Here is a 19,472-nt window from a genome sequence, read left to right as displayed (position 1 = left end):
GACGTCGGCGCGCTGGGTTGAGGTTGTAGTCATGGCGGGCCTTACTGGTAGAAGACGAATCGTTTGCTGAGCCGGAACTGGGCGGCGGTGATGGCCATGATGATCAGCGTGAGGATGACGCCGATCGCCGAGGCCTGGCCGAACTCGAGGCGCTGGAACGCGGACTCGAAGATCACCATCACCGCGGTGCGCGTGGAGTCGCCTGGGCCGCCGCGGGTGAGGACGTAGGGCTGGTCGAACACTTGCAGGGCGTTGATGATCGCCATGACGGATGCCACTAGCGTGGTGGGGCTCAAGAGGGGCAGCGTCACGTGGAGGTGTTTGCGCCAGCCCGTGGCGCCGTCGATGGACGCGGCCTCATACGTTTCGGTGGGGATCGACGCCAGCCCGCCGATGAACAGCAGGAACGAGAACCCGAAGTTCTGCCACACGTACACGAGGATCACGACGGCGGCAGAACCGGCCGGCGTCGTCAGCCACGGGACGGCGGGGATGCCGACGAAGGACAAAAGCCAGTTGACCACGCCGAATTGTTCATTGAACAGGTAACGCATGAAGATGGACACCGACGCGGCGGACAGGATCAGCGGGAAGAAGAAGGCGCTGCGGAAGAAGACGCGAAGCCAGGCCGGGAGCTTCTCCTGCACCATGATGGCCAGCGCCAAGGCGAGGCCGAGCTGCAATGCCACGGCGACCACTACGAACATGATGGTGTTCAGGAACGAGACACGCACCGTGGGGTCCTGGACCACTTCGGCGAAGTTGTCGAACCCGACGAAGCTTGGCGCGGAAATGATGTCCCAGCGGAAGAACGCGAGGACCACGGAAGCGACGATCGGCACGAGCGTGAACAGCCCCATGCCAAGGATGGTGGGAGCCAGGAACGCCCAGGGCAGCCAGCGCTGACGCTGCCTTCCGAATGATTCGCTCCCCGTTCCGCCGCCGTTCCGGCGTTTGGACCCCGCGCCGTTTCGGCGTTTGGTGGACATGCCCGTTGTTGCCGTGCTCATGCCTGCCTCCTCAAGGCAATCTCAAGGTCGCGCTGCATGGAGGCGAGGGCTTGCTTGAGCTGGTTCTCGTCACCGCTGACGGCCAGGGATACGTTTTTCATCAATGCGGTCTCGACGGCGGCCTGCTGGGGTGGTGCCGGGATGGGACCTGTGGTGGGGAATTTGTCGAGGGTGTCGTAGAAGACTTTCCAGTGTTTCGGCCCGCGTCCTGCGTACAGCTGCTCGTTGACCATGGAGCGGCGCGCCGGGGTGGTGTTCGGCGTCGGGAAGACCAGGCGCATTGCCTCCAGGCTGGAAGCGAACTTGAGCCACTCCCAGGCAGCATCCTTGTCCTTGGCGGTCTTCATGATGGCGTAGCCGGCGGTGCCGAACTGGTGCCGCTGGGTGCGCCAGCGCGGGAAGAACTGGACGTCGAAGTCGTCCTCCTTCATTCCGGCTTCGTGGAGGCCTTCCACCCAATATCCGCCGGCCGGTGTCATGCCGATCCTGTTGGAGGCGAACAGGCCGACGAGTGAATTTCCGCCGCCTTCTTCGGGACGGACACCGAGACCATCCTTGACGAGGCCGCGGAGGTAGTCGAAGGATTCGTAAACCCGGGGGTCGTCGGCATTGGGTTCAAGCCACTGGTAGCCGCCCGAACGCAATCCGCGGGAAGGATCCTGGGCATAGAAGCTGTCCCAGAGCCATTCGCCGCCCGTGGACTTGGATTCCTTGAGGAAGCTGGTGTCGTTGGCATAGAGCCAGGGCACCACACCGCCGAAGAGCCTGTTGGTCCAGTAGTACGGGGTGAAGTCCTGCGGCCTCGCTTTCCGCATCGCTGCCAGGTTGTTCCGGAAGTCCACCTGGGTCCAGTTGTCTGCAGGACGTTCAAGTCCGGCTTGCTGCAATGCCGAGGTGTTGTAGTACATGTTGGCGGCGTTCCAGTCGATGGGAAGCTGGAACAGGCTGCCCTTGTACATAAACGCTTCCACGAGGCTCGGGTGGACGTCTGCGAAGTACTCCTTCATGTCCGCGGCGTCGCGGCGAAGGTACTCGTCCAAGGGGTGCGCCAGCTTCTCGGCGAAGAGCTGGGCACCTTCGGTGGCCACGTAGACCACATCCGGTGGCGTTCCGGCTGCCACCATGGTGAGGATCTTGGTGAAGAAGTCCTTCCAGTCCGCGGCCTGGATGGCCTGGACCTTCACCTTGATTTCCGGGTGCACCTTCGCGAACGCATCAATGACCCGCTGGCGGGCGGCTGCGTCCGCTGCGGTTCCCAAGATGGCGATGCTGAGACTGTTGTCGCCGCGGCCCGGGATGTCCATGCCGGTCAACCGCGGCCACGACGCCACTGTTGCTCCGACAATTCCCGCACCCAAGGCACCAAGGGCTGTCCTGCGTGAGATCTCACGCAGCTTCCCATTGCTTCCTGGCATGTCTATTCCTTCCTAACACGTGTTAGGTAGCGTAAATCCATCACCTAACACGTGTCAAGCGTCACATTCGTGTTACGCGCCCCTCACCCCTCCCCGACGCCCGCTCACCCTTCCCGATGCCCGCTCACCTTTATGGCCTTTTGGTCCGACGCTCGCTCACGTATGTGGCCCAAACGGCAAACCCTCGCTCACGTATCGCCCCCAAACGGCAAACCCTCGCTCACGTATCGCCCCCAAACCCCTGGGCCCACCCCCACACCCGAGCGAGCGTCCACCCAAAACCCCCCACACCCGAGCGAGCGTCCGCCCAAAACCCGCCATACCCGAGCGAGCGTCGGGAGAAAAGCCCCCATATCTGCAGGAGGGTTCACTTCCGAAGACGCGGCGAATACGCTGAAGCAAGCTGCCCCATTCCCCCGTCCCTTAGCTTTGGAGCCCATTAATGACAGGTTGGAATGCCGAGAACCTCGCAGGTTCGGCCGGCGCAGGTGCCGTGACATTGTTGGCAGGAACATCGTTTTGCGTCTCTGCGGCCAACGGCGACATGGACCAACTGCGACCGCACGGGATGTTCTTCCGTGACACGCGTTTCGTTTCGAGCTGGGTGCTCGCGGTGAACGGCCACCCCATCGAAGCCCTGGGTTCTCCTATCCCGGAGCCGTTCCGCGCTGATTTTGTCGGCCGCGCGGCACGCACCGACGGCTTGGCAGACAGCCATCTGTTGATTGAACGCAGGCGGAGCTTGTTCGGCGGAGTCCGCGAAGATATCACGGTCAGGAATTTCTCCAACAAGCCCACCCACGCCACGGTTTCCCTCACGGTCAGCACGGACTTTGCCGACATTTTCGAGGTCAAGGAGGGCCGGGCACGCCACGAGAGCGTGCATTTGACTCGGGATAGCAACGGCTCGTTGGTCCTGGAGTCCCACAGGCAAGGGCGGCACGTCCTGGTCGCCGTTGACGCCCCGAATGGCGCGGTTGACGGAGATGTCATCAGCTATGACATCACCTTGGAACCCCAAGGCCATTGGTCCACAGGCGTGACAGCTACCCCCCGCATCGACGGGGTTGGTCCCGAGGCGGATGCCCAGGTTTGGGGGAACCAACGCCCCGCCGATATCCCCGAAGAGAGGCTGCAGGAGTGGCACGGCAAGGTTCCCACAACGGAACTTTCCAACAAGGCCTTCGAAAAAGCGTTGGCCCAGAGCAGGGCGGACCTCGGCTCCCTCAGGATCTTCGACCCTGACCATCCTGGGCGGACAGTGGTGGCTGCAGGTTCACCTTGGTTCATGGCCCTTTTCGGCCGGGACTCGCTCCTGACCTCGTTCATGACCCTTCCACTGGACCCATCGCTGGCGCTCGGAACGCTGAAAACCCTGGCTGACCATCAAGGCCGAACCGTCAACCCGCTCAGCGAGGAGGAGCCGGGCCGGATCCTGCATGAGGTGCGTCTCGGTGCCACCACGGGCCTCGCGCTTGGCGGCGGCAGTGCCTACTACGGCTCGGTGGACGCCACGCCGTTGTTCGTCACCCTCGCCGGGGAGCTCACCCGTTGGGGATTCCATTCCGAGGTCTCGGAGTCTCTTCTGCCCGCGGTGGACCGGGCCCTGGACTGGATCCGCGACTACGGAGACGCCGACGGCGACGGCTTCGTTGAGTATTCGCGGGCCACGGACCATGGTCTCCTCAATCAAGGCTGGAAGGATTCCGGGGACGGCATCAAATTCGCCGACGGCACCCTGGCAGAGCCGCCGATCGCTTTGTGCGAAGTCCAGGGCTATGTGTACACCGCCTATCTCAGCAGGGCCTTGATGGCCCAGGAGGACGGCGACCTGAAGCTGGCAGCAGTGTGGGGCACGCGGGCGGCCGAACTCAAGCGAAAATTCAACGAGCAATTCTGGCTTCCCGAACGCGGCTATTTCGCGATCGCCCTGGACCGCGACAAGCGGCCGGTAGACGCCTGCGCGTCCAATATGGGCCATTGCCTGTGGAGTGGAATCGTCGACGACGACAAGGCTCCGTTGGTCGCGGAGCGGCTCATGTCGGACACCATGTTCACGGGCTGGGGTGTCCGGACCTTGGCTTCGGACATGGCGGCCTACAATCCGGCGAGCTACCACAACGGTTCGGTGTGGCCACATGACAATGCCCTCATTGCCGGCGGATTGATGCGCTACGGCTTCATTGAGGAGTCGCAACGCCTTGTGACGGGCCTCCTCGATGCGGCCGAAGCGTTCGGTGGGCGGCTCCCGGAGTTGTTCTGCGGACTGGACAGGAAGACCTATGGGACGCCCGTCCCATACCCTTCGTCATGTTCGCCGCAAGCGTGGGCCGCTGCCACACCGGTGCATCTGCTCCGAGTCCTTCTCCGTTTCGATCCATGCCTCACCCACGGCGGCCTCTGGCTGGCACCCGTAGTCCCTGAAGGCTTCGGCGAGATCAAAATGCGGAACATCCCGCTGGCCGGCTCCCGGATCTCCGTTGAGGTAACCAATGGACAAACACGGGTCACGGACCTGCCCGAGAATGTCGCGCTTCACCTCGAAGCCCGCAAGCCGCTTTCCGATCTCTTGGATGTCCATCCCGTCACCGCCGGACCGCAGCGGGGGCACTAGGTGCGCATCGGCCTCGTTGCCCCGCCTTGGCTTCCGGTCCCGCCGCCCGCATACGGCGGCACCGAGTCGATCATCGATATCCTGGCTCGCGGCCTGGTTGCCGCGGGCCACGATGTGCTTCTTGCGGCTGCGTCCGGAAGCACATGTCCAGTGGCCAAAGTCCCCGGCCCACCGCTTGCCGACGGCTCGAGGATAGGGAACGGGACGGACGAACTCCGCCACAGTGTGTACGCATTTGCGGCCATGAAAGACGTCGACCTCATCCACGACAACACCCTGGCTGGGCCGCTGTACCGGCATCGGCCGAAAGGAACGCCCATCGTCGCAACGGCGCACCTTCCGTTTTCAGAAGAAAACCATGACATCTACCAGGCCATGGCCATAGACACAGCGATCATTGCCATCTCGCACCATCAAGCGGACACTGCCCCCGGCATCAAGATACGGAGGGTCATCCACCACGGGATAGACACGCAGTCCGTCCCCCTCGGAGCCGGCGACGGCGGCTATGCCAGCTTCCTCGGCCGGATGCATCCCGGCAAGGGCCTGCCCGAAGCGATAGAGACGGCCCGCCTGGCCCAGGTACCGCTGCGGATTGCCGCCAAGATGTACAGCGCGGAAGAGCATGAGTACTACGGCGCGATCATCGCACCGCTGCTTGGGCCCGACGTCGAATACCTCGGCGAGCTGAACGCTGCGGACAAGTTCGCCCTCCTGGGCGGGTCGGTGGCCCTGCTGAATCCGCTCCAGTGGGATGAACCTTTCGGGATGGCCATGATCGAGTCCCTCGCCGCGGGGACACCGGTGGTGGCAACATTCCGGGGATCCGCCCCGGAGATCGTTTCCGAGGGCGTCACGGGCTACCTCCGTTCCAGTCCCCCGGAGCTGGCGAAGGCCGTGGTTGCCGCCGCCTCGCTGGATCGCGGCGAGTGCCGCCGCGCCGCGGAAAACTACTTCAGCGCCGAGAGGATGGTTGCCGAACACTTGGCGCTCTATGAGGAACTCCTCGCAGAGCAAAAGTGATCCTCCCAGCCAGATATGACACCCTGAAAGCAATGAGTTTTCCTAAGACGGGCCGGCTGCCGGCCACACGTGGGACCGTCACCGGGCGCCGGGCGGGCGCCGGGATGGGCTTCCTTTTTGTGCTCGCAACCCTGGCATGCATGGCCGCATTCGTTGCCACGTACTATTTTTTCGTACGCACCACAACGGGACAGTACATCGACGAATCCGCCCTGGTGGAAGCCGCGACCATCAACGGTCCCACCGAGCGGGCAACAACCCAGTTCCTCGATTGGTTGCCGGTCATCTCGGTGGCGATCGCCGCCGTCGTCGTTCTTTTCGTCACGATAATGCGCCGCCGCTGGAAGTCCGCCGGGATCGCGCTGGCCGCTTGTGTCGCGGCGAACCTGGCCACCCAGCTCCTCAAGGACTGGTTTCCGAACAGGCCGTTCCGCGGCGTCCAAACCATCGAACTGAACTCGCTCCCCTCCGGACACACCACGCTGGCGGCGTCTGCGGCTGCCGCGGTCTTCCTGGTGGTGTCTCCGCGTTGGCGGCCTTTGGCGGGGTTCCTCGGTGGCTCTTTCGCGGTGGCGGCAGGGGTTTCCACGCTGATCAACCAGTGGCACCGGCCCGCCGACGTCGTCGCCGCGTTCCTCGTGGTGGGAGCGGTCATGCTACCGGCCGGCTGGTTGGTGCTGCGCACGGGGAAGCGCTGGAACGTCCAGGACGGCCGTGGTGGGCACTGGGCGTCGTCGCGTTTGTGGCTTTTGCTGTCGGCGCTGGCGGGCGTGGCCGCTGCGGCGGTTTCGGTGTATTCGCTGATCAAACTTGCGCCCGGTTTCGGTCACGAAAGCAGCACCACCAACTATTTCTGGGCCGGTGTCTCCCTGATTGTCATCACCGGTTACCTGGCGACGGTCGCTGCCACCTGGCTTTTCGACTTGAGTGCCCGACGGCGGCAGTCGCCTTAGCGCCGAGCGCTGGCCGCCGCCGTGGTTTCCTAATCAACCGCACCAGCTGGGGAGAAATCCAGGAACGCTTTTCAGGACGGTGCCTGATTTCAAATCGACGAGGTCGGTCCGGATGGGGGTCGGCTCGGGGCGGACGGGGTATTGGTCGCCCGTGTATTGGGGTGCCGCTGTTTCGATGGCGAGGTAGTCGCTGGCCGGGGAAATGCAGGTGTCCAGGATGCGCGACCATGCGGCGGCAGGCCGGTAGAGCTGGCGCGAGCCGTTCTTGTCGGTGAGGTTGACGACGGAGGCTTCCTGTCCGGCGTCGTACTTTCTCACTACCTGCGCGTACTGGCCGGAGGCATCGAGGACCATGGGCTGGCTCGCGGTGGTGGTGACCCCGTTCACGGCATCGGGAACGAAAGCGCCCGCGAGCGTGAGCGGCGTGGATGTCCCGGTGGTGAGGTTGATGGTCGAATAGCGTGGCGGGTCTATGCCCTTTTTTAGCCCTGCGTCGGCGACGGCGAGTTCGTTGGTGCCAGGAACGAATCCGAGGATCCCGGCATGCGCGCCCAGGGGCGATACTTTGCCCGTTTCCAGCGCGTCAATGAGGAACATGGACTGGTCGTCGGTCTGCGCCACCAAGGTGGCCGCACCCGGGACAAAGCGCCAGTCCGCGGCCGAGACCGGACCGTTGATTCCCTGGACGGCCCGCGGAGCCGAAGACGGATTGTCGACGTCGTACACGAAGAGTGCTTTCCAGTACTGCTCAGTGCCCGAAGAAGCGGTGAAAGTGAAGCCTATGAGGTGCTTGGATCCTGCCGCATGGAGGTTTGCGACTGTCCCCAGGCTTGGCAACGGAACGAGCGTTGGCGGGCCGCCGGTGAGCGGGACGATCTCGAGGGAGCTGGTGTTGTCATCGTTGAGGGTGACGACGGCGAGCGCGGACGGAAGGGCGGCATACTCCTGGATGCGGGGGGCGCTGACAATGACCGTGCCCTGATCGTTGCCGGACAGGCTCGTGCCGAGGATGGTGTCCGGCTTCTTCAGCCCTTTGTTGTCTTTGCCGGTGTCCCTCCGCAGGCTGTACAGGCCGAAGGCCGCAGGTGTGGCAGAGCGGGCCAGGGCCGAGGTGGAGTTGGGGTGCGGCAGCTTCGAAAGGTTCGCTACCGTCAATCCGCCGGCAAGGAGGGCGAGGATCGCGATGGTGCCGTAGAGGCGGCGGGCGAAACGCCGTCCGGCCAGGAGCTCGGCCGCGGCGGCAATCGCTGCAGCCCGTTTGGCCGAGACGGGGCGGCGCTTAGTAGACATAGGGCTGCGCCGGCTGTGCGGTGGGGTTGATGGTGTGCGGTATCAGGACGATTGCCTCGCGACTGGCCGGGTTGGGGTTGGCGCGGAAGCTGCTGGTGAGCGTAACCCAGCTGTCGGTTTTGAATTCGTTTTGCCACCCGGGGTGATAGACGGGAACGCCAATCGGCTGGGCGTCGACAGCGCAGCAGGTCACCACAAAACGGGTCACGAAGAAAACGTTTGGATCTGTCTTGTCCGCACTGATGAACCCGGTCACCGTGGCAGTCTTGTCGGCAAAAAAGTCCTGCCCCGCGCCGGATCGAAGCAACGATGCCCAGTCCCTCACCGTAAAGGCGGAGTAGTCTCCCTTGCCTGGCAGCGCGGGTGCTTTGAGCGTGAGGGCGGACGCTGAGCCGTTGAGGTCCCGCTGTGCAACGGTTGCGGTGGTAAGGGTCGACGGCGGCAGGATGAGCAAGGCGACGACGGCGGCGACGATGGTCAGCACGCTTCCGAGCGGCCACAGCCAGCCCCATCGCGAACCGTGCCCGTCATTGCGGGCGTGGGCGTCGCCGTCGTGCTCGTGGCCGTCGCCGTCGTTGTGGGCGTCGCCGTCGTGCTCGTGGCCGTGCTCGTCTTTGGCGGTGGGGGCCAGGGCGAAGGCCGCAAGGGCAAGCACGCCGGCGATCACGGCCATGATGACGGTGAACACGAAATACCGTGGATGGATATACAAGGCAAGCTGCCCTGTCAGGCCCAGCCAGATCGTCGCGATGAGGCCGATCAGGCTGAGGACCACGCCCTGCCACCGGCCCACGAGCCGCCTAATGACCATAGTTGACCGCCAATCCGAGGACCGCCGCGCAAAGCGCCACCAGCAGGCTGAGCTGAAGGAGGGTTTTCGCGGTGAACGTGGTGCGCATCAGGGCGAGCATTTTCACGTCGATCATGGGCCCGAAAACGAGGAAGGCAACGATGCCTCCCGGCATGAAGGTCGCGCCGAACGACAGGATAAAGAAGGCATCCACGTTTGAGCAGATCGCGACAACGAAGGCCAGCAGCATCAATGCCAGGACAGACCAGACCGGATTGCCGCCCAGGGCGACCAGCACTTCGCGGGAAACGGCAACCTGGATCAGCCCCGCCATGCCTGCACCAATAAACAAGGCAGGCATCATGGCGCGCGTCTCCTGCGAGAACATCTGCACGCTGCGCCCCACCTTGCCGGCAGCACCGCCGTCGTGGTCTGCCACGTTGCACGTTTCCTGGAACCGGGCGGTCAGCAGCTCCCCGGGCCGCGGATGCCGGCTGTAGATCCAGCCGACAAGATTCGCGATGAAGAAGCCGCCCAGGACACGGGAGACCAGGATGCCGTTGTTCCAGCCAAAAGCCTGCGCCGTCGTGACGATGGTGACGGGGTTCAGGATGGGCGCCGCGAACAGGAAAGTCATCGATTCCGCAACCGTAAGGCCCTTGACCACCAGGCCCCGAGCCAGTGGAACATTCCCGCATTCGCAGACCGGCAGGAGCATTCCCAGAAGCGACAGGACCAGCCTCCGCAGCACCGGGCTCCGCGGCAGGCGACGAAGCAGCATGCCCTCCGGCAGCCAGACCTGGACGGCGATCGAGAGGACAATCCCTAGGAAAACGAAGGGCAAGGACTCGACGACGACGCTGATGGACAGCGTGGCAAAGTCTCGGGCGGCGTTGGGAAGCCCAAGAGTCTCCGGCGTGGACGGCGCCAGGACCCGCACGACCGCGAACAAAGCAACGATCGCGAGGCCGATGGCGAGGCCGGCAGCAGACTTCGACGTGAAAGCACGGGCCGGGCTTCTGTGCCCGTGTTCCGGCTGTTTACGTTTGTCGACTGCAGGCAGCGTCACGGGCACTCCTTCCTCCACGGAGCCGGCCGGGCGCGCCTGACCGGAAGGGGCTGGCGAAGTCGACTGTACACGCGGGGTGCTTGCGCGACTACCCCTCGGAAGTGCCCGGGAACCGTTCCGAGTGGACGATCGGGAAGCTACCTAGGCACATCAGAAGCTGCACCTAAGGAAGCGTCGGAAGAACAAGTACTGACCACTCGTTTCAACGGCCGCTTGGGGTCGTAGCCTCGCAAATACGCGAGTGTGAATAAAAAGCCGGCACCGAGTGTCACCGCTGGAAACCCAGATCGGACTCCCCTTTCGAGCGGCACCTTCTTGGCCCACCAACGAGGGATCACCCGGCTGCTAGTGCATTACCTAGCCTGGGGAGGAGTTGACCATGAGTACCACGAATGAGCAGCGAGGGGCGACGGAATCGCCACGCGAGGGCCGCGCACGGCCCAATGCGAACGGGATACGGATCGGTAAGCACTTTCGCAAACGCTGGACCGCCTTCGGCAGCACGGCGCTGATGATTGCCGGCCTGCTGGCCGGGGTGGGATTCGCCGCTCCGGCTCATGCTGCCCCGAACACGGTAGTGTCGCTGACGTTCGATGACGGTAACGCGGACCAGTTGACGGCTGAAGCCACAATGAAGAGCCTGGGCTTGGTTGGCACGTTTTTCATCACCACCGGGTGGATCGACCAGCCCACCTACTTGACCACCGCTAACCTGCAGCAAATTGCCGCCGACGGCAATGAGATCGGCGGACACACCGTGACCCACCCGGATCTTGTGTCCCTGATCCCCGCCGAGTCGAGCCGGCAGATCTGCGACGGCCGCGTGGCCCTGATGAACATGGGCTTCAAAGTCACGAGTTTCGCCTACCCCTTCGCTTCCGAAGACCCGGCCACCGAGGCCTTGGTGAAAGGGTGCGGCTACAACAGTGCCCGCGGCCTGGGCGACGCCGCCAGCAAGGACCCCGCATCGGCGACGCTTCCCGCGGCAGACACCATTCCCCCGGTCAACGCCTACGACACGAAGGCGCCGGATGAGGTAGACAGCACGTGGACCCTGGCGAATCTGCAGAACCAGGTGACCCACGCCCAGACAACCACCGGCGGGTGGGTCCAACTGACCTTCCACCACATCGCCGTCGGCACGGACCCGACGCTGACCATCACCCCGACCCTGTTCACCCAGTTCGCCACTTGGCTGGCACAGCAAAAGGCCGCCGGTACCGTCGCCGTGCAGACCGTGGACCAGGTGGTCGGCGGCACCCAGCAGCCTGCGGTCGCGGGCCCCGCTCTACCTCCGCCGCCAGGGCCCGGGGTAAACATGATCCAAAACGCCAGCCTGGAAACCCTGGTCAACACCATCCCGCAGTGCTGGGCAGCCGGCGGGTACGGCACAAACACCCCGGCCTTCTCCATCGTCACACCCGGGCACACCGGTACGAACGCTGAACAGCTCACCGTCACAGGCTGGGTGTCCGGGGACGCGAAACTCCTGCCCGCCCTGGACCTCGGCGGATGCTCGCCGTCAGGAACACCAGGACATACGTATCAGCTGAAAGCCTGGTATAAATCCACCGCGGCGACCCAATTCGAAGTCTATTACCGTGTCGGTAACGGGTTCTGGGCGTACTGGACCGCAAGTCCCCTGGTCCTCGCCGCGGCGAACTGGACCCAGATCACCTGGACTACGCCACCCCTGCCGGCCGGCGCTTCAGGCATCAGTTGGGGCCTGAACATCCAAACCAACGGCACCATCACCACCGACGACTACGAGATGTACGACAACGGCGCCTCGTTCGCCGACATCCCGCCAACATATCCGTTCTACAACGAGATCACCTGGCTCGCCGCCAACGGAATCACTACCGGGTTCCCGCAGCCCAACGGGACCACGCTGTTTGAACCGCTGCAGTCGATCAGCCGGGAAGCGATGGCAGCGTTCATCTACCGGTACAAGGGCAGCCCGGCGTTTACCGCACCTGCTGCGTCCCCGTTCACTGACGTTCCCACCACGGACCAGTTCTACAAGGAAATCACCTGGCTGGCCTCCACCGGCATCACCACAGGGTACCCAGGGCCGAACAACACGAGATCCTTCCACCCGCTGGATTCGGTGAACCGGGATGCGATGGCCGCGTTCCTCTACCGCTTGAGCGGCAGCCCGGCGGTAACCCCGACCGTGACGTTCCTCGACGTTCCCGCCAGCTACCCGTTCTATAAGGAGATCAGCTGGCTCGCTGCCAACGGCATCACCACCGGCTGGGCGGTACCGGGAGGAGCGATATTCCAGCCCCTTCAACCCGTGCACCGCGACGCGACCGCTGCGTTCCTGTTCCGCCTCAACGCCAAGTTCCCGAGGGTCTGACGTAAGGGGAACCCGGGGCTCACGGGCCCGGGGTTCACGGCCCCGGGTTCAACATTTCGACCACTTTTGAACAGCTTCCCAGTCCGGGATTCCCGTATATTCGGGGATCCCGGACTGCTGAGCCGGCCAAAGGTGGTGGGATCTAGAGGCTCGACCCGCTGGGCGCGTCCGCCCGATAGAGGTTTTCGATGGTGGTGTCGGCAAGCGTCGGGCCGATTTTGGGGTACATCGTGCGGAGTTCCTTGACAGCCGCCTCGTGTCCTCGGCTGACATGGATGACGCGTAGCCAATTGATCTGCAGGCCGGAAAGGCGCACCCCGATCTTGGAAAATTGCCGATGCTCGATGATGCGCCAAACGCTCACGGTCGCTTGGGCGAGTGCCAGCACGATGATCAACGGTGTGAAGTCACCATGTTGGTGTGAATCGAAAAAGAACGCCGCGGTGAACAAGAACGAAGCCCCGAGCGAGCCGGCACCGAAATTCTGCCATCTGAGCCAATCGAGGAAGTGCCCCGGGCGGAGCGGAGGAATCTCCCGGAGCGTCGCGTTCTCCGGAGTCGCTATCGAAATGACAGTGGACGCCAATAGCAGGCCACCCAACCACAGGTATGGACGGGCGGGATCTGCGATCTCTGGCACGGAAAGAAGCCCGGGCACGAGCACAGCGATGGGCAAGATCAAGGGAAAGGCGTCGGCCACCTGCGCCCGCACCAGGACCATCGGTTTGGACCAGTAGCGCCAGGTCAGCATGACGACACCCAAGATCAGGGCACCGACGGCATACAAGAAGGAAAGCAGAACAATCCTGCCGTTCTCCGGTCCAGGCGGCGCTGTGGCGGCCAGCCACATCCCGGCACAGCCCTCAAGCACCAGGGCGCTGCCTGCCACGATGGATATTGCTTTCGCATTCCGGATTACGCGCATGAACTGTCCCTCCACGCGCCGAGGCAGCTCCCCCTGCGATCATCGAACGCCAATGCTTCCCAGGTGTCAACGATTCCGGCGTACCCTGATGCTATGGGCCCCGAAGTCCTGGATCTCAGGCTCACCACGGGCATCCGGATTCCGTGTCTTGTCCACGGCGACGCCGATGCGAAGCCGCTGTTGCTATTGCACGCCTGGGGTGAATCACGCCGTAGTTTTGACCGCCTCTTACCTCTGGTGACGGACTTCAGGGTCTATGCGCCCGACCTCCGTGGGCAGGGCGACGCCGAGAAGCCCGAGCACGGGTATTCGCTGATAGAACAAGCCGAGGACGCCGCAGCCATCCTGGATGCGCTCGGCGTGCACAGAGCGTTCGTCCTTGGTTCCTCCAGCGGCGGCTACGTGGCCCAGCAATTGGCCGTCGGGTACCCTGATCGCGTCGCGGCGCTTGTGCTGGTGGGCGCTCCCCTAAGCCTGCGGGGTCGGCCTGCTTTCGCTGACCAAGTCGTAACTCTCCAGGACCCCATCGACGAGGACTGGGTAAGGAATTCCCTGGCTTGGTTCCCGTTGCTGCACGCAATTCCTGCCTGGTTTATCGAGGACCGGGTACGCGACGGAGTCAGGATGCCCGCCCATGCGTGGAAGCGCATCCTCGATGGTTTGCGCACGGCAACTCCGCCCACCGAGTCCGGAACCATTCTCGCGCCCACCCTGATCTTGTGGGGCGCGCATGACGCCGTGCTGCCTCGAAGGCACCAGGAGGCCCTGGCGGCTCGAATACCAGGCGCCGTGTTGAAGATTTATCCGGGGGTCGGGCACCTGGTCTTGTGGGAGTGTCCGGACCAGGTGGCAGCGGACACGGCCGCGTTCCTCAATCCCCTCGACTAACGGGCTCTCGCTGCGCAAACGGGCGGGCGTCGCCCAGATCCGGTCACACCCGCGCGGCACCCGCCCTCGGCACGAGTGCGCGCAGCCGGAGCCGGGCCGGTTCCTCGACGTACTTGAACAGCAGGTGGGTGGCCAAGGCAATCCCGAGCAGGCACGTCGCCGCGAGCAGGTTCTCCACCAGCGGTCCGGCACCGTGCGGCCAGTCCCGGATGAGCCAGTAGAAGAGGTAGATGAAGAACATGTGGACCAAGTACAGGCTGTAGGAGCTCCGCCCGCCGTACTGCAGCCACCGCGCGGACAACGCCGAGCGGAGCCATCCCCGGGTCAGGCTAAGCAGGGCGATGAGCAGCGGGAAGGCAAGCACAGCCAGGCGTCCGGGGCCCGGTTTTCCGGCCATGGCCAGGAAGATGACGACGGCGGTTCCGGTCAGCAGGGCGCCGGGACCGGCCAGTGCGAGGTTGAACTTCATGCGGTCTACGTTCCGGGCGGCGATGCAAGCGAATGCGCCGGCAATGAAGCAGCATACGATCCGCAACAGCCATTCGTACGGCTGATGCCCGTCCGTGGCGACTGGCAGGTCCGGACCCCAGACGGCCGTCGGCAGGAGGACCAGGACAGAAGCTGCCAGCGCCGCCAACGGATGCAGCCCGCGCAGCCGGAACAGGACCAGGGCCAGTAGCGGAAACGCCAAGTAGGCCAGCCACTCGGCACTGACTGTCCAGCCCGGGCCGAACCAACTGGCGCCGTCGGTACCCGGTTGGAACCAGAGATGCATCATCAATAGCTGCTTGGCCAGCCCCCACGGCGACAGGTCCGGAGCCTGGGTCTGGAGTGACCACTCGCGCACGGATTCCTGCGCGGTCCCGTACACGAACCATAGGCCCAGGACGCCCACCACCAGGGCGAACGCAGGCCACATCCGGGCGAACCGGGCCCAGACAAAGTCCGCTGCGGCTCGCCAGCGGAACCGTGGGCCGAGCCGGTCCAGGTAGGTGTAGGTGATGATGAAGCCGCTGAGCACAAAGAACACGTCCACGCCAAGGTCGCCGTTGGCAATGACGGGACGGAACAGCTCGTAGACGGGGGCGAGGAAGGTGTGCTGCATCGCTTGAAGATGGAAAAACACCACCCACAGCGCGGCAACAAAACGAAGTGCGGTGAGTGTCGCGAGATCCGGCCGGGACTGCTTTGCTTCGCTCTTCGGCAGGCGATTCCCCGCCCCGGAACCAAGCGGCTGGGCGCCGTGTGTGTCGGGTTTCCCAGAGGTCGGATTCGCAGTGGGGGCACGATGCGGAGGCGAGATGACTGAGAACATCCAATCCACCATACCGGAGGCACCTGACCGGAGTCTGGGAGCTGCCTACCCAACTGACTCGCAGTTAATGTCGTTCTGAGCCTTCAAAACGACATCTATTGCGAGCCAGTTGGGCCCACACCGCCGCTGGTGACCTGCAAAGCCTGGGGGCTGGGCCAACGCCTTCGGTGGGGACTAGTAGTTCCTGCGGTGCTTGAGTTTCGGGAGGACGACGGCGAACACCGCCGCCGCGGCCACGCCCAGAACGCCTGTGGCCCAGACGCCCGCCGCGAGCGACACGGCCGCAGTCAGGGCCGAGAGCAGCACGGGCCCGCCTGTGGCACCCGCGTCGGAGATGAACCTCCACAAGCCGAGGAATTGCCCGCGGCCCTTCTCCGGGGAAAAGTCGGCCCCGAGCGTCATGATGAGTCCCGAGCTGATGCCGTTGCCGAAGCCGATCAGGAGCGAGGCCAGCAGCAGGCCCACGAACTCGGCGGACGACGGTATCAGGAACAACGCCGTGCCCATGATGAGGGTGGACGGCACTGCGACCCACATGCGCCCCTTGCGGTCCATGAGCTTGCCGGCCGGATAGAACACGAGCATGTCGATCGCGCCGGACAAGCCGTAGATCAGCGACGCATGTGTTGCGTCCATTCCCAGGTGGTCCGCCCACAAGGGAATGACCACCTGGCGGGAGGCCCGGAGCGCGCTCAGCAGCAGGATCCCGGTCCCGACCGTCAGGAACACGCCCGCGTGGGAAACCGCGACGCCACGGAGGGTGGGCTCGGGGCCCTTGCGGCCGCCGTCGACGTCGTCCGGCAACACAAGATCCGGGATCGTGAGGGACAGCACCGCGGCGGCAGCCATGCCCACCACGCCAACCCAATACGCGCCGCTGATGCCGGCGAACTGCATCACGGCCGCGCCGACGAACGGACCGATGAACACGCCGATCCGGGTGACGCCGCCCAACGTCGAGAGCGCGCGTGCCCGGTAGATGACCGGGACGGCTTCCGTGAGGTACTTCTGGCGCGCGAGGTTGAAGACGCTCGTGCACATCCCGACGACGGTCATCGCCGCGGCGAGCAGCCAGATGCCGTTGTGCGCAAGGAGCGGCGCGAATCCGGCGGCCAACAAGGCCAATGCTCCGGCGGCGCCTGCGGCTACGATGGCCCATCGTTCACCGAACTTGATGGTGATGAGTGACGCGGGCAGGTTGAAGAACCAGGATCCCAGCCCGATCAGGGTGACCACCAACGCGGACACGGCCACGGAAGCGCCAAGGTCGCGGGCGGACAGCGCCACCACCGGAAGCACCGCGCCTTCGCCGATACAGAACAGCAAGGCGGGCCCAAAAGCGGGCAACGCGATGCTGCGGAGATTGAAGGGTTGAACGGTGCTGGTTGTCGTCATCCCTTTCATCCTAGGACGCCACCTCCTTTGCGACGCGCCAAATACCTGTCGCACAGGGAATTCCGGCAGCGCCAGGCACTCAGCGCAGCGCCAGGCACTCCGCGCCTCATCGGGATCCACGCGGACGACGCCGGGGCACCCCTGCCGCTGCCAGCTTCCGTTCGAACACGCCGGGAGCCATGAGTTCTTGCCACACCCAACGGACGACGCCGCACCCCGTGGCACGGATCCGGTCCTCGCGCAGCTTCTCCTCGACGACGGCTTGAGCGGGGGTGCGTCCCTTGAGGAATTCCGGTTTCAGGTACTTATCGATGCCGTCGAACTCCCCGGCCAGCCGCACGCCCTTCCAATAGAAGTCCGAATAGCCCACCAGGCCCGCTTCGTCGCGGAATTCACGTTGAAGAACCGGGGCCTCGAATCCGGCGACATGCATCAAAGCGCGGCTGTAGGATTCCCCCGCAGATCCGGACAGGGGATCTGCGAAATCGATCGCCGCTTGGATTCTCCGGGTGGCCGCCGCCGTGTAAATTCCATCCACTCCCGCCAGAAGTGCCTCTTTCGTGATGGCGGGCAACCCCCTTTTCCGGTCGGATTTGAGGACGTGATCCAATGGAGCGATGGATTCGACGAACGGGGTGAAAGCGGCCAGATCCAGCACCGTGCGCACCCTGTCAGTCACCAGAAGTCCCTCTCGGCGATACACCTTGAGGCTGGCGGGGTCCGCGTAGTGGCGGGATATTCCGGCCCGGGAGCGGCCGCCGTCGTTCCTCAGGGTCACGGCCTGCACCGGATGATGCAGTCCGATAGTGGGGATACCCCATACAGACGCCGCCGAGTGTCTGGCGAAAATGGTTCGTGAGCTGGAGGTTTCGGCCGCAGCGTTGACCCGGACACGATATTGTTCCCACGGTTTCAGTGCGTCCCACGCAGCGCCGTCAACGTACACTCCTTGGCGGACGCGATGCAAGGCGCCCGCCTTGGCACTCCGAGCGAGTTCCTTGAGAGTCGTTCCGTGAAAAAGGTGATCTCGGCTGAGGATCAGGCGGGGCAACTGGGTCATGCCTACGAACCTGCCACGTGGATCGAGGCCCACGACAGCACCGAATTCCCCCATGTGGACAACTCCAAGGAAACAATCCCGACGCGTCCCGTGCCTGACGCCCCCGGAATTCCTGACGCCCCCGGAATTCCCGTTGCGTCAGGAATTCAGCGCAGCGCAGGGCAAGAAGCGCAGCGCCTACTTCAGGAAGCCGGCGTCGAACGAGTTCAGGTCGACGTTGATGCCGTTCAGGGTGTGTTCGAACTTCTGCTGGATCCCCACGCGCATAGTGCCAGCCGTGTTCCAGCCGCCGTACTGCACAGGGGCCGGTGCCAGGTAGTCCGCGGTCCAGCCGGCGTAGTTGAGGTTGCTCGTGTCGGTATCCCACAGGGGCACGTCCGAGAATGCGGTGCTGTTGCCCATCAGTCCGGGCCACATGCCGCTGCCACTGTAGATCACGGGCCGCACGCCCAGGCTCCGCACGCCATCCACCATGGCCCGCGTGACCAAGGATCCACCGGGTTCGATGTCCAGGGCGAAAAACTGCAGTTGGGACAAGTACGGGCCGGCGGCCTTGATCCCGTTCTCCCAGCACGAAGCGTCACGTGTGTAGACCGCGATCTTGAGGCCGGCGTCGAGCGCCATCTTCAATTGGGCCTGGGTCTGTTGCCACGGGGTGCACGTGCCCCAAACCGTAGAGTGCATGACGTAGAGACGGAAGCCCTCGGCGTAGGCCTGGCGGAACCAGTTGGGGTCGGTGATGGCCGCGGTGGTGTCAAGCACCTTCACGGAGCCATCTTTGGGCACGACGACGGCGGACGCGGGTGCGGCGGCAGGCTGCGGCGCGGCGGGCACGACGGCGGCGGGGGCGGGTGCGGCGGCCGGCTGCGGTGCGGCGGGCGGTGCTGGAGTTGGCGCGGCGAGCGGGGCCACCTCAGCGGCGGGTGCGGCGTTCGCGATTGGCGCGGGGTCGGCGTCGGGCGCTGTGTTGGTGGAAGGTCGAGTGCCACTGGCGCCCGTCAGTCCGAGAAGAAGCACGGCAGCGAACAAGAAGGCAAGTTTTTTGGGAATCAAATGAGGCTCCTGGGTGCTGGCCTCGGGTTCAGAAACGGGCGCAGCAGGGTGTCATGAAGGCACGGGATTGGCGCACCATGCCCGGGCCCAGTTCCCGGTCATGGCGAGGACGCCCCGCAAAAGCGAATGACGTCCAGGTGCAACTCTAGGGAAATCCCGGCGGCAGCGACAATTTGCAATCCACGTAGTAGTCGAGTAAGAACCCGCTGACTCCCGCGAAAACCAAGTAGTAAATAGAGTGTCGGCGGCGTCACCCTAAGCAATAACTAAGTAGCCCCACCCAACTGACTAGCACTTAATGTCGTTTTGC

Annotated in this window: 15 protein-coding genes; 5 read left to right on the top strand and 10 right to left on the bottom strand. The window is 64.2% G+C overall.

The genetic code is table 11. The features are described from left to right. Positions 1-41: 41 nt before the first annotated feature. Both AC1DJW_RS19550 and AC1DJW_RS19545 read right to left on the bottom strand, forming a co-directional pair. A complete protein-coding gene (locus AC1DJW_RS19550; RefSeq protein WP_284755334.1) occupies positions 42-1,010 on the bottom strand; it encodes a carbohydrate ABC transporter permease in 969 nt (322 codons plus the stop codon). Then, positions 1,007-2,425 carry an extracellular solute-binding protein gene (locus tag AC1DJW_RS19545; RefSeq protein ID WP_284755333.1) on the bottom strand — a complete coding sequence of 473 codons (1,419 nt, stop codon included), beginning with the start codon at positions 2,423-2,425 and terminating at the stop codon, positions 1,007-1,009. Before AC1DJW_RS19545 ends, AC1DJW_RS19550 begins: the two co-directional genes overlap by 4 nt. Before the next feature lie 442 nt (positions 2,426-2,867). Here AC1DJW_RS19545 and AC1DJW_RS19540 point away from each other — a divergent pair, with 442 nt between their 5' ends. The 3 genes from AC1DJW_RS19540 to AC1DJW_RS19530 are packed head-to-tail and all read left to right on the top strand — an operon-like array spanning position 2,868 to position 7,015. Beyond that, a complete protein-coding gene (locus tag AC1DJW_RS19540) occupies positions 2,868-5,039 on the top strand; it encodes an amylo-alpha-1,6-glucosidase (RefSeq protein ID WP_476902267.1) in 2,172 nt (723 codons plus the stop codon). Then, complete coding sequence (locus tag AC1DJW_RS19535; RefSeq protein ID WP_476902266.1) at positions 5,040-6,062, top strand: glycosyltransferase; 1,023 nt, start codon at positions 5,040-5,042, stop codon at positions 6,060-6,062. It begins immediately after the preceding gene. Between the two features lie 32 nt (positions 6,063-6,094). Further along, on the top strand, positions 6,095-7,015 hold the full coding sequence (locus AC1DJW_RS19530; RefSeq protein WP_476902265.1) for a phosphatase PAP2 family protein: 921 nt from the start codon (positions 6,095-6,097) through the stop codon (positions 7,013-7,015). 33 nt (positions 7,016-7,048) lie between these two features. Here AC1DJW_RS19530 and AC1DJW_RS19525 read toward each other — a convergent pair whose 3' ends face one another. From AC1DJW_RS19525 to AC1DJW_RS19515, 3 genes are read right to left on the bottom strand one after another with little or no spacing between them, the layout of a single operon-like run. Beyond that, a complete protein-coding gene (locus AC1DJW_RS19525; RefSeq protein ID WP_476902264.1) occupies positions 7,049-8,305 on the bottom strand; it encodes a hypothetical protein in 1,257 nt (418 codons plus the stop codon). Continuing rightward, complete coding sequence (locus AC1DJW_RS19520; RefSeq protein ID WP_476902263.1) at positions 8,295-9,116, bottom strand: TIGR03943 family putative permease subunit; 822 nt, start codon at positions 9,114-9,116, stop codon at positions 8,295-8,297. The genes AC1DJW_RS19525 and AC1DJW_RS19520 overlap by 11 nt, the downstream gene beginning before the upstream one ends. Then, positions 9,106-10,158 carry a permease gene (locus tag AC1DJW_RS19515; RefSeq protein ID WP_476902278.1) on the bottom strand — a complete coding sequence of 351 codons (1,053 nt, stop codon included), beginning with the start codon at positions 10,156-10,158 and terminating at the stop codon, positions 9,106-9,108. The genes AC1DJW_RS19520 and AC1DJW_RS19515 overlap by 11 nt, the downstream gene beginning before the upstream one ends. A 385-nt stretch (positions 10,159-10,543) precedes the next feature. Here AC1DJW_RS19515 and AC1DJW_RS19510 point away from each other — a divergent pair, with 385 nt between their 5' ends. Next, a complete protein-coding gene (locus tag AC1DJW_RS19510; protein ID WP_284755320.1) occupies positions 10,544-12,526 on the top strand; it encodes an S-layer homology domain-containing protein in 1,983 nt (660 codons plus the stop codon). Between the two features lie 142 nt (positions 12,527-12,668). Here the strand turns inward: AC1DJW_RS19510 and AC1DJW_RS19505 are convergent, their stop codons facing one another. Further along, entirely contained in the window at positions 12,669-13,451 is a 783-nt protein-coding gene (locus AC1DJW_RS19505) for a hypothetical protein (RefSeq protein ID WP_476902262.1), read from the bottom strand. Positions 13,452-13,544: 93 nt separating this feature from the next. Here AC1DJW_RS19505 and AC1DJW_RS19500 point away from each other — a divergent pair, with 93 nt between their 5' ends. Then, entirely contained in the window at positions 13,545-14,339 is a 795-nt protein-coding gene (locus tag AC1DJW_RS19500; RefSeq protein WP_476902261.1) for an alpha/beta fold hydrolase, read from the top strand. 43 nt (positions 14,340-14,382) lie between these two features. Here the strand turns inward: AC1DJW_RS19500 and AC1DJW_RS19495 are convergent, their stop codons facing one another. The 4 genes from AC1DJW_RS19495 to AC1DJW_RS19480 all read right to left on the bottom strand — a co-directional run bounded on the left by AC1DJW_RS19495 (position 14,383) and on the right by AC1DJW_RS19480 (position 19,162). Further along, positions 14,383-15,654, bottom strand: a complete 1,272-nt coding sequence (locus tag AC1DJW_RS19495) for an acyltransferase family protein (RefSeq protein ID WP_476902260.1) — start codon at positions 15,652-15,654, stop codon at positions 14,383-14,385. A gap of 174 nt (positions 15,655-15,828) precedes the next feature. After that, entirely contained in the window at positions 15,829-17,049 is a 1,221-nt protein-coding gene (locus tag AC1DJW_RS19490; RefSeq protein WP_476902259.1) for an MFS transporter, read from the bottom strand. Positions 17,050-17,155: 106 nt separating this feature from the next. Next, on the bottom strand, positions 17,156-18,163 hold the full coding sequence (locus tag AC1DJW_RS19485) for a hypothetical protein (protein ID WP_476902258.1): 1,008 nt from the start codon (positions 18,161-18,163) through the stop codon (positions 17,156-17,158). 123 nt (positions 18,164-18,286) lie between these two features. Continuing rightward, a complete protein-coding gene (locus AC1DJW_RS19480) occupies positions 18,287-19,162 on the bottom strand; it encodes a glycoside hydrolase family 25 domain-containing protein (RefSeq protein ID WP_476902257.1) in 876 nt (291 codons plus the stop codon). Positions 19,163-19,472 lie beyond the last annotated feature (310 nt).

Source organism: Arthrobacter sp. 05L417 (genome assembly GCF_056397865.1).
Note: the sequence above shows the minus strand (reverse complement) of the source record. Positions and strands in the feature narration are given on the sequence as shown.